This window comes from Actinokineospora lacus (assembly GCF_053813445.1).
Genome location: NZ_JBQERA010000004.1, coordinates 37,240 through 50,296, shown reverse-complemented (window position 1 = coordinate 50,296; position 13,057 = coordinate 37,240). Strand labels below are relative to the sequence as shown.

At 70.9% G+C, this 13,057-nt stretch carries 12 protein-coding genes; 10 read left to right on the top strand and 2 right to left on the bottom strand.

Annotated elements, in window-relative coordinates; translation table 11 throughout:
* Positions 1–50: 50 nt before the first annotated feature.
* On the bottom strand, positions 51–749 hold the full coding sequence (locus ACTG9Q_RS11945; RefSeq protein ID WP_455573079.1) for a DUF899 domain-containing protein: 699 nt from the start codon (positions 747–749) through the stop codon (positions 51–53).
* 243 nt (positions 750–992) lie between these two features.
* Between ACTG9Q_RS11945 and ACTG9Q_RS11940 the strand changes: the two genes are divergently transcribed.
* From ACTG9Q_RS11940 to ACTG9Q_RS11920, 5 genes are all read left to right on the top strand, one after another.
* Positions 993–1,961, top strand: a complete 969-nt coding sequence (locus ACTG9Q_RS11940; RefSeq protein ID WP_455572777.1) for an alpha/beta fold hydrolase — start codon at positions 993–995, stop codon at positions 1,959–1,961.
* 340 nt (positions 1,962–2,301) lie between these two features.
* Positions 2,302–2,922: a thermostable hemolysin gene (locus tag ACTG9Q_RS11935; RefSeq protein WP_455572776.1), complete on the top strand. Its 621-nt coding sequence runs from the start codon at positions 2,302–2,304 to the stop codon at positions 2,920–2,922.
* Between the two features lie 18 nt (positions 2,923–2,940).
* Entirely contained in the window at positions 2,941–4,503 is a 1,563-nt protein-coding gene (locus ACTG9Q_RS11930; protein WP_455572775.1) for an AMP-binding protein, read from the top strand.
* A 4-nt stretch (positions 4,504–4,507) separates the two neighbouring features.
* Complete coding sequence (locus ACTG9Q_RS11925) at positions 4,508–5,464, top strand: TauD/TfdA family dioxygenase (protein WP_455572774.1); 957 nt, start codon at positions 4,508–4,510, stop codon at positions 5,462–5,464.
* Positions 5,464–6,186 (top strand): class I SAM-dependent methyltransferase, encoded by a 723-nt coding sequence (locus ACTG9Q_RS11920; RefSeq protein ID WP_455572773.1) that lies wholly within the window; start codon positions 5,464–5,466, stop codon positions 6,184–6,186. The genes ACTG9Q_RS11925 and ACTG9Q_RS11920 overlap by 1 nt, the downstream gene beginning before the upstream one ends.
* A gap of 113 nt (positions 6,187–6,299) precedes the next feature.
* On the opposite strand, the gene ACTG9Q_RS11915 is transcribed toward ACTG9Q_RS11920, so the two are convergent.
* Positions 6,300–7,520 carry a glycosyltransferase 87 family protein gene (locus tag ACTG9Q_RS11915; protein ID WP_455572772.1) on the bottom strand — a complete coding sequence of 407 codons (1,221 nt, stop codon included), beginning with the start codon at positions 7,518–7,520 and terminating at the stop codon, positions 6,300–6,302.
* 256 nt (positions 7,521–7,776) lie between these two features.
* Between ACTG9Q_RS11915 and ACTG9Q_RS11910 the strand changes: the two genes are divergently transcribed.
* The 5 genes from ACTG9Q_RS11910 to ACTG9Q_RS11890 all read left to right on the top strand — a co-directional run bounded on the left by ACTG9Q_RS11910 (position 7,777) and on the right by ACTG9Q_RS11890 (position 13,056).
* Entirely contained in the window at positions 7,777–8,445 is a 669-nt protein-coding gene (locus ACTG9Q_RS11910; RefSeq protein ID WP_455572771.1) for a response regulator transcription factor, read from the top strand.
* Between the two features lie 84 nt (positions 8,446–8,529).
* The gene (locus tag ACTG9Q_RS11905) at positions 8,530–9,960 is read left to right on the top strand and encodes an aspartate aminotransferase family protein (RefSeq protein WP_455572770.1); all 1,431 of its coding nucleotides are present in this window, start codon (positions 8,530–8,532) and stop codon (positions 9,958–9,960) included.
* Complete coding sequence (locus ACTG9Q_RS11900; RefSeq protein WP_455572769.1) at positions 9,957–10,976, top strand: NAD-dependent epimerase/dehydratase family protein; 1,020 nt, start codon at positions 9,957–9,959, stop codon at positions 10,974–10,976. The genes ACTG9Q_RS11905 and ACTG9Q_RS11900 overlap by 4 nt, the downstream gene beginning before the upstream one ends.
* Positions 10,976–11,983 (top strand): glycosyltransferase family 2 protein, encoded by a 1,008-nt coding sequence (locus ACTG9Q_RS11895; protein ID WP_455572768.1) that lies wholly within the window; start codon positions 10,976–10,978, stop codon positions 11,981–11,983. The genes ACTG9Q_RS11900 and ACTG9Q_RS11895 overlap by 1 nt, the downstream gene beginning before the upstream one ends.
* Positions 11,980–13,056, top strand: coding sequence for an endonuclease/exonuclease/phosphatase family protein (locus ACTG9Q_RS11890; protein ID WP_455572767.1), 1,077 nt, complete (start codon positions 11,980–11,982; stop codon positions 13,054–13,056). Before ACTG9Q_RS11895 ends, ACTG9Q_RS11890 begins: the two co-directional genes overlap by 4 nt.
* The last annotated feature ends 1 nt before the right edge of the window (position 13,057 follow it).

The following is a 13,057-nucleotide window of genomic DNA, read 5'->3' as shown; positions in this document are numbered from 1 at the left end:
CGGATGGCCCCGGACGACCGTCGGGTGCGTCACCCTGAGGGGAAGGGTGCTCAGTACATGTCGTGGTGCTTGAAGTCGGCTATTCCGGTGCCTTCTTCCTGGCGGCCGAGCGGGGTGAGGTCGAGATAGTTGTAGGTGGTCAAAATGAGGTCCGGACCGCGGCCGTAGGTTGAATAGGTGTGATAAACGCGGCCGCTGTCCTGGAGGAAAACGCTGAGGCCGTGTTGTTCGCCACTGGCGTGCCACGGGGTGGTGGCCTCCAGTTCGGTGCGGTCGCGATAGTTGTAGAAGACCGGGGCGACCGACTCGTCCAGGGTGGCGTGGAAGTCGTAGTTGAAGTCCGAGCCGTGCGAGGACAGCCACGGGAAGGTCCAGCCCATGCGTTCCTTGAACGCGGTGAGCTTGGCCAGCGGCGCGCGGGAGACGACGACCAGGTTGGTCTCGCGGGAGCGCAGGTGGGACAGGTGCGGGAAGTTGTCCACCAGGAACGAGCAGGACACGCAGGCCGCGTCCCAGGCGGGGTCGAACATGAAGTGGTAGACGACCAGCTGGCGGCGGCCGTCGAACAGCTCCGGCAGCGCCACGGGGCCGTCGGGTCCGTCCAGGACGTAGGGCTTGTCGACCTCGACCATCGGCAGGGCGCGGCGGCGGGCGTTGAGCGCGTCGCGGGCGCGGGTGGCTTCCTTCTCCGCGGCCAGCAGGTCCCGGCGGGCGGCGAGCCATTCCTCGCGGCTGGTGACTCTCGGCAGGGAAATGAGAACTCCTCGGGCTCGGGTTTGCGTCGTCCGCGCGACCGTACTCGGCCCGGCGACACTCCTTCAAGGACGCATGACATTGTCATATGGCGAAGATTATTCGGTCATCACTCGAATGGGCCAGATTGACTTCGGGGTCTGGCCGGGCATATAACGATGGCATTCGCATTCGAGCAATTCTGCATGGGAGTTTGTGTGTCGCATGAGAAAAGAACGCCACGGCGAATTCGCCGTGGCGTGGCCGGGTCGCTGGTCGCCGCCGCGCTGCTGCTGATCGGGTCGGTCGCGAGCGCGGGCGGCGGGCGTCAGGAGCCGCTGGTGGGACCGGCGGTGTTCAACACCGCGTTCACCCACGGCACGGTCGCCGTGGAGGGCACCACCCTGCACTACGTGCGCGGCGGCGACGGGCCGCCGCTGGTGCTGCTGCACGGCTGGCCGCAGACCTGGTGGGAATGGGTCAAGGTGATGCCCGCCCTGGCCGAGAACCACACCGTCATCGCCTTCGACCTGCCGGGCATGGGGTCCTCGACGATCCCGACCGGCGGCTACGACAAGGTGACCGCCGCCAACCGCATCCGCGAGGGCGTGCACAAGCTCGGGTACACCCAGGTGTCGATCCTGGCCCACGACACCGGCTCGCTCGTCGCCTACCCCTATGCGCGCGAGTACCCGAACGAGGTCGTGCGCATGGCCGTGCTGGAGACGCCGCTGTCCGGCTTCGGCCTCGAGGACTTCTACGGGGTCAGCTGGCACCTGGGCTTCAACCAGTCGCCCGCGCCGATCCCCGAGACGATCATGGACAACGACGAGGTGTCGACCTACCTGGGCATGTTGTTCAACAACACCCGCCACCCCGAGCTGATCGACCAGCAGGCCTTCGTCCGGGCGCTCTCCAGCCCGGCGCGCAGGACCGCGGGCTACAACTACTACCGCGCCTTCAGCGGTGACATCGTGAACAACCAGGCCAACGCGCACAAGCGCCTGCCCATGCCGGTCCTGGCGATGGGCGCCCAGTACGCCTTCGGCCCGGCCGTGGCCGGTTCCTTCAGCCAGGTCGGCGACGACGTGCGGGGCGTGGTGGCCCCGGACTCCGGGCACTGGATCGCCGAGGAGAACCCGCAGTTCCTCATCGACTGCGCGAAGCTCTTCTTCGGCCCGTCGGGCGCGGTGGCGCCCCGGGCGGAACTCGCGAACTGCGTGGCATAGCTGCCGCGGACGAGGCCCCGTGCGGTGTTTCACGCCGCGCGGGGCCGTTCGCTTTGCTCCTCCACGCCCCTCGGTCCGACCGAATCCCTTGACCGGCCAAGGCGCCGCGACAAGCGCCGCCACCAGCGTGTTCAGCAGTCTGGGAGACACCGCGCCGACTCCCCACCCCCCACGCCGTCACGGCCCGCGCAGGGACCGGGTCCCTGATCCATCCATGACCACGTCATGCCGAGAGCACTGGCGAAGATGCGGCCCCCGCCCGAGCGGTGCGACTGTTTGCGTGCTGTGGGACCACTTGGGCCAGTCGGCTTCGCGCCGTGACCAGCGTTGGATGTGACTCATGACGATCGACCGCGCCTCCGCGCCAGTCCGGGCCTCCCGGCGGCGTTTCCGGATCGGCTTCGCCCACCAGGGCACGCTGCAGTACGAGTACTGCGTGGACCTGGTGCGGCGGAAGTACCGTGAGAAGTACCAGGCCGAGGTCGAGCCCGGGCCAGGGCTGTTCGTCACCGCCTGGGACAACACCCGTCACTCCCCGACGTTCGGCCGCACGCTGGGCGTCGCGGGCCTGACCGGCACCCAGGACGGGCCGCTGCTGTCGGAGAACTACCTGGACGACCCGGTCGAGGACGCCTGCGCCGCCCTGGCGGGCTGGGCCGTGCGCGGGCGCATCGCCGAAATGGGCCCCCTGGCGTCGTTCTACCCCGGGGCGGGCATGTTCCTCCTGCGCAACCTGCCCCGCGTGTCCGTCCACTTGGGATACGACTTCCTGCTGTCGACGCTCACCGACCGGCTGCACGACCTGGCCAAGGACGCGGGCTGGGACTTCCACACCCTCGCCAACGCCCGCCGCGACGACCTGAAGGGCGGCCCCAACGACTGGGGCACCTACTACAGCGCCCGTCCCCGAACCGGAATCCTCTGGTGTGGACAGAGCGACGCCCTGTCCGCCGCGGCCTGATCGATTGGGAGTCTGCTGATGCGTTGGCTGGATACCGCGCTGAGCCGCCTGGGCTCGCTGGACGCGGTGGCGGTGGAGGAGATGTCCTCGGCGGGGCCGTCCCGCACGCACACCTACGGCGCGGTGCTGGGCGCTGCAGTCCGGCTCGCCGACACCGTGCGGGGACGGGGCACGGTCGGAATCCTCACCGGCAACGGCGTCGAGGGCGTCATCGCCGACCTGGCGTGCCTGCTGGCGGGCGTGCGGTCGGTGCCGATCCCGATCGCCTTCGGGCGCGACCAGGCCCGGCACCTGCTCGCGCACTCGGTGCTCTGCCTGGTCGACGAGGCGGGCGGCAAGCGGCTGGCCGAGTGGGGCGGTGAGCGGGAGATCCTGCCCGCGGGCTGCGAGACCGTCCCGGTCGGCACCGGCGGCGACGCCGACCCGGAGGTGATCGCGGCCAGGGTGCGCGCCGCGGCCGGGTTCGACGCCGACGCCATCTGCAAGATCGTGCACACCTCGGGCACCACCTCCACGCCCAAGGGCGTCATGCTGCGCCGGGGCGCGGTGGACGACCTGATCACCTCCATCACCACCCGCGTGGGCGTCGAGGCGTGGCAGCGCTACGTCTCGGTGGTCCCGCTGAGCCTGCTGGTCGAGCAGGTCTTCGCGGTCTACCTGACCTTCCTCGCGGGCGGGACGGTGGTGTTCCTGCCCGAGGACGCCAAACCGCTGGGCACCGCGGGCGGCGACGTCGAGCGGGTGCGCGGCCTGCTCGCCCAGGCCAGGCCGACGGTGTCCCTCGTGCCACCGTCGCTCGTGGAATCCATCGCCGCCCGCGTGCGGACCGACCCGGACGCCGGGACGCGCGAGCTGTCTCGGGCGGTGTACGGCCGCGAGGACCCGATGCTGCTGTTCAGCGGCGGCGCGCCCGTCTCCGACGAGGTGCTGCGCACCATGTGGGACCGCGGGCTGCCCGTCTACGTCGCCTACGGGCTCAGCGAGAACGGCTCGGTCGCCACCCTCAACGGGCCCGGCCTGGTCCGCCTCGGCACCGTCGGCAAGCCGCTGCGGCACTGCGAGGTCCGCCGGGCCGACAACGGCGAGCTGCTGATCCGCAGCAGCTCGCTGCTGACCGGCTACCTCGGCTCCGAGGACCCGACCGCGCTGCCGCTCGACGCCGAGGGCTGGCTGCACACCGGGGACATCGCCGACATCGACGCCGAGGGCTACGTCAGCATCACCGGCAGGCTCAAGAACATCATCATCACCTCCAACGGCCGCAACGTCAGCCCGGAGTGGGTGGAGGCGCAGTACAAGAGCAGGCCCGCCATCGAGGCGGCGGCCGTGTTCGGCGACAACCTCGAACGCCTCGTCGGGCTGTTCGTCGTTCGCCAGGGCACGGACAAGGCCCAGGCGCTGGCGGAGATCAGGCAGGTCAACGCCGAGGTGCTCTCCGAGATCGAACAGGTCGGCACGGCCGCCGTCGTCGAAGGCGACGAGGCGTTCCACGCCGAGTTCTTCACCGTCACCGGGCGACCCCGTCGCACCGCCATCCGGGACGCACTCGTCGCAGGCAGATTCGAGTCAACGGAGGTCTGACCACATGCTCGACAACTTCGCCACAAGAGCGCACATCGATGGCAAGGGCCTGGTGGTCACCAGCTCCGACCGCGCGGGATTCGACACCATCGACCGCGTCGAGCTGCTGACCGCGCTCGCCGATCACGGCTACCTCCTGCTGCGCGGCTTCGACACCGACGCCACGACGTTCTCCGAGCTGATCAAGGGCGTGTCCGCGCGGATCACCCTCGACCCGGCGCGCAAGTTCGCGGGCGGCAACGTCGCGCAGAAGATCGAGGCCGGTCTGGTCCCGCAGGGCCTGCACGTGGAGAACGGCGCGACGCCCTGGGTGCCGGACCTGGTCTGGTTCTACTGCGAGACACCCGCGGCGACCGGCTCGCAGACCACCATCTGCGACGGCCTGCGCGTGTGGGACCGGCTGCCCGATGCCACCCGCGAGCTGTTCCTGAGCACCAGGGTCACCTTCGCCAGGCCGATGCCCGAGGACAAGTGGAAGAACCTCGTGCTGCGCCTGCTCGAGGGCCGCAAGCGGCTCGACCAGGTCACCTTCGACGACCTGCTGGCCGTCACCGACGACGAGGTGGACGTCAAGTACGTGCTGCGCGCCGACGGGTCGGTGCACTACAAGTACTACACCCACGCCGCGCACAGCACGCTGTTCGGCTCGGACACCGTCTTCGCCAACAGCATCCTGACGCCGTCGGTCAACTACGAGCCGCCGGTCATCGAGTTCGAGGACGGCCGCCCGCTCGACGCCATGCTGATGCGCCAGATCATCGAGGCCACCGAGCTGGAGACCGAGGAGATCGACTGGCACGCGGGCGATGTGGCCCTGGTCGACAACAGCAGGCTGATGCACGGCAGGCGGCGCATCCGCGACCCGCGCCGCTCGCTCTACAACGCCCAGAGCTACGCCCAGGCGGACTTGGTCGCCGCGGTGCGCGAGCTGCGGGCGCCCGCCTACGCGAAGGTGGGCTGATGCGCACCCAGTACGACGACATCGGCCAGTCCTACGAGCGGCTCAAGCGGCAGATGCCGCTGGCGCGGGTCGCCGAGCGGGCCACAGTGGAGGCGCTGCTCAGCGACTGCGCGGGCCGGACCGTGCTCGACCTGGCGTGCGGCACCGGCTGGTACAGCAGGCTGCTGCGCAACCTGGGCGCGGCCGAGGTGACCGGGGTGGACATCTCCGAGGAGATGGTCGCCGCGGCCGAGCGGGCCGAGGAGCGCGAGCCGCTGGGCGTGCGCTACCGCTGCGGCGACGCGCGGCTGCTGGGCGCCGTGGGCCGGTTCGACCTGGTGACCGCGGTGTGGCTGCTCTGCTACTCGCGCGACCGCGCCGACCTGACCGCGATGGCGCGCACCGCCTACGACAACCTCGCCGACGGCGGGGCGTACCTGGGCCTGGAGATGAACCCGGGATACGACTGGAACGGCCCGCCCGCCACCAAGTACGGCCTGACCCACCGCCCCGACGCGGACTTCCCCGGCGGCAAGCGGCTCACGGTGACCGCCCACGTGGACCCGCCGATCTCGTTCGAGGCGTACTTCTGGACCGAGGAGCCGATCGTGGCCGCGTTCCGGGAGGCCGGGTTCCGCTCGGTGGAGATCGTGCCCGCCCCCCTGCCCGCCGAGGCCCAGGACGCGTTCTGGGACGACTTCCGGGCGAACCCCACCATCGTCGGCATCCGGGCGGTGAAATAGCGGACGCTCGACCGCCACCCCACCGCTTGGTAGACGCGGTGGGGTGGCGGTCGAGCGCCACCGGCTTCTCGGCGCCGCGGGTTTCTCCCTCCGACGCGCGGGACCGGCCCGCCTCACGACGGCGCGTGCCGGGCTGGACCGGCTGCGCGCGGCGCTGGGCTCCTGAGCTCCCGCACGCCCGCGGCGGCGAGCACACCCAGTCCAATGAGGACGTAGAGGTTGCTGTAGACGAGCATCGGGCCGCCGAACTCGTTGTCCACGCCGAGCACCGACACCACCATGTAGAGCGCGGTCGAGAGGATCAGCGCGTACAGCACGACCGCGGTCCGGGCCGCCACCAGCAACAGCAGCGGCACCAGCCACACCCAGTGGTGCTGCCAGGACACCGGGGAGACCAGCAGGCCGGTCACGGCGCACAGCACGACCCCGGTCAGCGCCGCGCCGCGCCGGGCGGCGCGGACCGCCACCGCGATGCCCGCGCCGCCGATGACCAGCGCCAGCGCCAGCCACCAGAGCCGGTAGTCGGACTCCACACCGGACAGCCGGGCCAGCGCCGCCTGGACCGACTGGTTGTTGATGGTCCTGGGATCGTCGGTGACCCGCGCGCTGTCGGCGAACATGCTCGTCCAGTACACCCACGACGCCGATGGCAGCACCGCGAAACCCACCGCGACGGTCGCGGCGAACGTCCCGACCGCGCGCAGCGCGTCCCGGACCCTGCCGGTGCACAGCAGGTACACCACGAAGATCGCCGGGGTCAGCTTGACCGCCGCCGCGATCCCGACGCCGACCCCGCGCAGCCGGGCGGGCACGAGCCCGAGCACGTCGGCGAGGACGATGGCCATCAGCAGGATGTTCACCTGCCCCACCTGGAGGTTGTTCAGCACCGGGTACAGCGGCAGGCACACCCCGGCGACGACGACCGCGGCCAGTGCCCGCCGCCGCGGGTCGGCGAGGTCGGTCACGCGGGCCGCGATGCCCTGCCGCGCCTCCGGGGCGCCCAGCGCCATCCACACCACGGCGAACAGCGCCAGCAGCGACACCGCGGTCCACCCGAAGACGCTGCCGGTCGCGCCGAGCACGGCCAGGGGGAGGAACAGCACGGCGGCGAAGGGCGGGTAGACGTAGCGCAGCGCGTTGGCCCTTTCGCCGAAGTCGGTGAATGTGTACGGCGACTCCCCGGACAGCACCGCTTCACCGGCGTGGCGGTACACGCCCAGGTCGAGCCAGAACCGGCCGGTGGTGGTGTGAATGACCGCCGCCGCGGCGGCGCCCGCCAGCGCGAGCAATACCCACAGGCCGATTATCTTGCCGCGGCCGACGACAACGAGCATCCGGTCCTCCCATGCGGTCCCCGATATTTTTCGCAGACCGCTGGGCAAATCTAACGGGGACTGTCACAGGAGTCTTCAGTCGAAAGGTTGATCTGCCTGCGGGCGCTGCTCCGCCGTCCGGACGATTTTTCTTCCGGCCGCCTCGGTTGGCGTCATTGGCCGGCTAACCTGGCCGGGTCCCAAATACAGCAAGGAGAATGCGGCCATGGCGGCACGGCACATGGGAAAATACTCCGATCGGACCAGACCGGTGTCGGTGGTCCTGGCTGACGCCCATCCGCTGCTGCGGACCGGGCTGCGCGTGGTGCTGGAGGCCGACCCGAACCTGCGCGTGGTCGCCGAGGCGGTGTCGGTCGCCTCGCTCACCCTCGCCGTGCGCACCCACAGCCCCGTCGTCGCCGTGGTCGACGTCGACCTGCCCGGCATCGACGCCGCGGCCGACCCGGCCCGCGCGCGCACCCAGCTCACCGGCCTGCCCGTGCAGATCCTCCTGGTGGGGGAGACCTGCGACTCCGACCTGGTGCTGCGGCTGCTGGCCGACAGCGTCCGCGGCTTCGCCCGCAAGAGCTGCTCGCCACCGGAACTGGCCTGCGCGGTGAACGCCGTCGCCACCGGCCACGCCAGCCTGCCCAGCGAGGTGGCCGGGCGGCTGCTCGACTCCTACCTGCTCGACGCCCCACCGGGCCGGATCGGGCTGGACGTGCCGCTGACCCGCCGCGAGCGCGACGTGCTGCGCCTGATGGTCGACGGCAATTCCACCGCCGAGATCGCCAGCGCCCTGGTGGTGCAGACCAGTACCGTGAAATCGCACATCTACCATTTGCTGCGCAAACTCGGGGTCAATGACCGGACCCAGGCGGTGGCCCTCACCTATCGGTCCGGGCTGCTCCGCTCGACCATTGCCGGGCACACCGTCGCGGGCTGAGTCCGCCATATGGCTGGGGCCGCGGGGGAAACTCCAGCCGTCAAGGCGAAGACGTCCGCCGAATAACCGGCATAGCGTTGGGGAATGCCTGACCTCATCGGTCTCGACGAGTGCGAGACACTGTCGACGAAACAAGTGCACGACCTATACCGGCGGCACGTGAGCCGCAGCCAGGTCTCCCTCATGACGTCCTTCGGGTTCGGCCGCGAATTGGTCGAATCCGCCGAGGGGGCCTGGCTGCGCACGCGCGACGGCAGGCGCGTCCTCGATTTCACCGGCGGGGTCGGCGTGCTCAACCACGGCCACAACCACCCGCGCATCCTGGCCGCCCGCACCCGGTTCCAGGCGAACAAGCGGATGGAGGTGCACAAGACCTATTTCTCCCCCTACGTGGCCGCGCTGAGCCACAACCTGGCGCAGGTGCTGCCCGGGGACCTGTCGATGTCGTTCTTCCCCAACTCCGGGGCCGAGGCCGTCGAGGGCGCGGTCAAGCTGGCGTACAAGTACCACGAGGGCGCTCGCGGCACGATCCTGCACGCGGACATCAGCTTCCACGGCAAGCTGCTGGGCTCCGGCAGCCTCACCGGCAGCCCGCAGAACAACTTCGCCTTCCCCGGCATCCCCGGCGTGCGCACCTTCACCTACGGCGACCTGGACTCCGTGCGCGCCGTGCTCGAGGAGACCCGCGGCGCGCGCGGGCGCAGCGACATCTACGCCATCCTCATCGAGCCCTTCAGCGCCTCGACCATGACGGCGTGCTCGGAGGACTTCCTGCGCGGCCTGCGGCAGCTGTGCGCCGCGGAGAACATCGTGCTGGTCTTCGACGAGATCTACACCGGCTGGGGAAAGACCGGCAGCCTGTTCTACTTCATGCGCTATCCGGGCCTGGTGCCCGACATCCTCACCACGTCGAAGTCCTTCGGCGGGGGGAAATCGTCCATCTCGGCCTATGTCGCCCGCGAGCCGGTCTTCCGCAAGGCCTACGACAACCTCGCCGACTCACTCATGCACAGCACGAGTACGACCTATTACGGCTTCGGCGAGGAGACCGCGACCGCGCTGGAGGCGGTGGCCATCGCCATCGAGGACGACTACCCGAAACGCGCGCGCGTTCTGGAGGACGTGTTGGGCCCGGGACTGTCCGAGCTGCGCGAGCGCTATCCCGACGACATCGCCGACATCCGCGGCGCGGGCGCGCTGTGGGGCGTCTTTCTCGATTCCGGATCACGAATGCTGGACCTCGTCGGGCGGCTCATTCCCGGCGGCCTGGGCGCCGACCCGCAATTCCGCACCAAGGTCATCACCTCGGCGGTCGTCAACGCCCTCTACCGCGAGCACGGCGTCTACGCCTACTACACCCTCAACGGCCGCAACCCGCTGGTGGTCGGCCCGCCGCTGGTGGCAGAGCCCGCCGACGCCGAGTACTTCCTGGACAGCCTCGACGCGGTGCTCGCCCGCGGCCTGCCCCGGCTGCTGACCGATTTCGTGCGGGAGAAGGTGACGTCGCTGTGGTGAAGGTACTGGTGACCGGAAGCGCGGGCGTGCTCGGCGGCAGCCTGGTCCGGCACCTGGCCGGGTTCGGCCACGAGGTGCACGGGGTGGACCTGCGGCCCGCGGCCGTGCCCGAGGCGGTGCACCACATCGCCGACGTGCGCGACAGCGCCGCCCTGGGCGCGCTGGCGGCCGGGATGGACGCGGTGGTCCACACCGCCTCCGCGCTGCCGAGCTACCCCGCCGACCAGATCCGGTCGGTCATCGTCGACGGCTCCCGCTCGGTGCTCGACGCCGCGTGGCGCGCGCGGGTCGCCCGGGTCGTGCACATCTCCTCCACCGCGGTCTACGGCCTGCCGCCGCTGGTGCCCACGCCCGAGGACTACCCGCAGGTCCCGGTGGACACCTACAGCGCGGCCAAGGTCGACGCCGAGGTGGTGTGCCGGGAGTACCGGGACAAGGGCATGTGCCTGTCGGTGATCCGGCCCAAGACGTTCCTCGGCCCCGGCCGGATGGGCCTGTTCGCGATGCTGTTCGAGTGGGCGAGCGAGGGCCGCAACTTCCCGGTGCTCGGCCGGGGCGACGTGCGCATCCAGATGCTCGCGCTGGAGGACCTGGTCGAGGTCATCGCCACGGTGCTGCGCGCGGAGCCCGGGATCGCCAACGACACCTACAACGTCGGCGCCGCGGAGTTCGCCACGCTGCGCGAGGACTTCCAGGTCGTGCTGGACGCCGCCGGGCACGGCAAACGGGTGGTGTCGCTGCCGGTCGGCCCGGCGCTGGCGCTGCTGCGCGGCCTGGAGCGGCTCAAGCTGTCCCCGGTGTACGGGCGGCTGCTGAGCAAGCTCAAGGCCGATTCCCACGTGAGCATCGACAAAGCGGTGTCCAGATTGGGCTTCGCGCCGAAATTTTCCAACCGCGACGCCATCTTGGCCACCTACCGGTGGTGGACCGAACAGCCACCGGCCACCGGCAGCGGGACGTCCTCCCGGGAGCCGTGGCGCCAAGGCGCGCTGTCACTGGCGAAGGCGCTGTTCTGATGAGGGTCTCGCTGATCATCCCCAACTACAACTACGCCCGGCCGCTGGAGGAGTGCCTGCGGGCCGCGCTCGCCCAGACCCACGCCGACACCGAGGTCATCGTCGTGGACGACTGCAGCACCGACGACTCGCCCCGGGTGGCCGAGTCCTTCGGGGTGCGGGTGATCCGCACCCCGGAGAACGTCGGCGCGCCCGGCGCGCGCAACCACGGGGCCGCGCACGCCGACGGCGACGTCCTGATGTTCGTCGACTCCGACGTCGCGCTGGCGCCGGACGCGGTGGCGCGGGCCGTCGCGCTGCTGGCGGCCGACGCCGGGATCGGCGCGGTGTGCGGGACCTACGACCCCGAGCCGCTGTTCGTCGACAGCCTCGCCGAGCAGTACCGGGCACTGCAGCAGCACTATTGGCTGGTGGAAGACGAAGGGGAGATCACCACCTCCTACACCGCGATCCTGGCCGTGCGCCGCGAGGTGTTCACCGCGCTGCGGGGCTTCCACCCGACGATGCGCCACACCGACAACGCCGAGTTCGGCGCCCGGCTCTCCCGGCGCCACCGCATCCTGCTCACCTCCGCGGTGCGCGGGCGCCACGACTTCGACGACACCCTGCGGATGGTGCTGCGCAAGGTGTTCACCCGGGCCCGGCTGACCATCCCGATCTACCTGCACCGCTCCGACCTGACCGGCGGGCTCACCAGCGGCCCGCGCGCCTACGCCAGCCTCGTCACCCTGTTCGCGCTGGCGACGGCCCCGCTGCCCGCGCTGTTCGGCGCGGTCTTCGCGGTGGTGCCCGCCGCGGCGCTCGGCGTGGCGCTGGTGTGCGACCGGGCGCTGTACCGGTTCGTCCTGCGGCGCCGGGGGCCCGCGTTCCTGGCCTACTTCGCCGCCGTCCACGCCCTGGTGAACGCCACTGTGGCCGCGGCGGCCGTCGTGGGGGGCGCGCAGTGGGTGCTCTCGCGGCGCTTCCGCCGGATGTACGACGGCATGCCGGGCTGGGCGCCCGGATGAGCGTCGCGGCGCTCGAGCGGCCGGTCCGGGGCCTGGCCGTCGCCGTGCTCGCGGTCGCGGCCGGGTGGGCGGTGGCCGTGCTCGGGCACCTCGCGCTGTCCGGGCGGGTGTGGTGGTGGACGGTCATCGATCTGGCCATGACCCCGGTGGTCGTGATCGCGGTGCCGCTGCTGGTGCTGGCCGTGGTCGGCCTGCGGTGGCGGCGGCTGCCCCAGCGCGTCCGAGTCGTCGCGGCGGTGCTCGCGCTGGCGGAGCTGACGACGGCGCTGGCGGGCGGGCAGGCCGATCTCGGCCCGCTCGCGGGCTGCGACGAGGTCACCCCCGGTGCGCACACCGTGCGCGTCACGTCGTGGAACACGCTGTTCTGGCACGTCGACAACGACGTCGAGGGCTTCTACGACCTGCTGAGCGCCCAGCGGGCCGACGTGCTGGTCCTGCAGGAGTACATGGGCATCGGCGACTCGGCCGCGGTCCCGCTCGACGACCTGGCCCGCGTGCGCGCGGAGTTCCCCGGGGCGCACATCGCCGTGGCGGGCGAGCTGCTGACGGTCTCCCGCTTCCCGATCGTGGCCGAGCGCGTGCTCACCGCCGAACCCGCGCGACCGGCCACCGACTGGCGCGAGTACTGGACGGTCCGCGTGCTGCGCACCGACCTCGCGGTGCACGGGAAGGTGCTCTCGGTCTACAACGTCCACCTCGCCGACCCGATCGACATCGCCGCCAGCCCGCTGTCGGCGGAGTTCTACACCGCGGCGGCGTACCTGGGCCGGTGGAAGTCCGCGCAGCTGGACCTGCTGCGCGCCGACCTCGCCGCCAACCCGCACCCGGTGCTGCTGACCGGCGACGTCAACTTCCCGCCCGGCTCGGGGGAGGAGCGCGCACTGGACCCGCTCGCCGACGCGGCGTGCGGATCGCCGCTGCCCACCACGTTCGCCTTCCGGGGGCTGTGGTGGTGGCGCCTGGACCGCACGTTCACCAGCGCCGAGGTGCTGACCCACGACTACGCCGTGCTCGACCCGGGCGCGCAGTCCACCCACAAGCCGCAGAACCTCGTCATCTCGATCAAGGAGTGAG

Excerpts from the sequence above, each read along its gene's own strand:
- ACTG9Q_RS11905 (WP_455572770.1), top strand. The coding sequence starts at position 8,530 with ATGCCTGACCTCATCGGTCTCGACGAGTGCGAGACACTGTCGACGAAA.
- ACTG9Q_RS11915 (WP_455572772.1), bottom strand. The coding sequence starts at position 7,520 with ATGCTCGTTGTCGTCGGCCGCGGCAAGATAATCGGCCTGTGGGTATTG.
- ACTG9Q_RS11920 (WP_455572773.1), top strand. The coding sequence starts at position 5,464 with ATGCGCACCCAGTACGACGACATCGGCCAGTCCTACGAGCGGCTCAAG.
- ACTG9Q_RS11895 (WP_455572768.1), top strand. The coding sequence starts at position 10,976 with ATGAGGGTCTCGCTGATCATCCCCAACTACAACTACGCCCGGCCGCTG.
- ACTG9Q_RS11890 (WP_455572767.1), top strand. The coding sequence starts at position 11,980 with ATGAGCGTCGCGGCGCTCGAGCGGCCGGTCCGGGGCCTGGCCGTCGCC.
- ACTG9Q_RS11925 (WP_455572774.1), top strand. The coding sequence starts at position 4,508 with ATGCTCGACAACTTCGCCACAAGAGCGCACATCGATGGCAAGGGCCTG.
- ACTG9Q_RS11930 (WP_455572775.1), top strand. The coding sequence starts at position 2,941 with ATGCGTTGGCTGGATACCGCGCTGAGCCGCCTGGGCTCGCTGGACGCG.
- ACTG9Q_RS11935 (WP_455572776.1), top strand. The coding sequence starts at position 2,302 with ATGACGATCGACCGCGCCTCCGCGCCAGTCCGGGCCTCCCGGCGGCGT.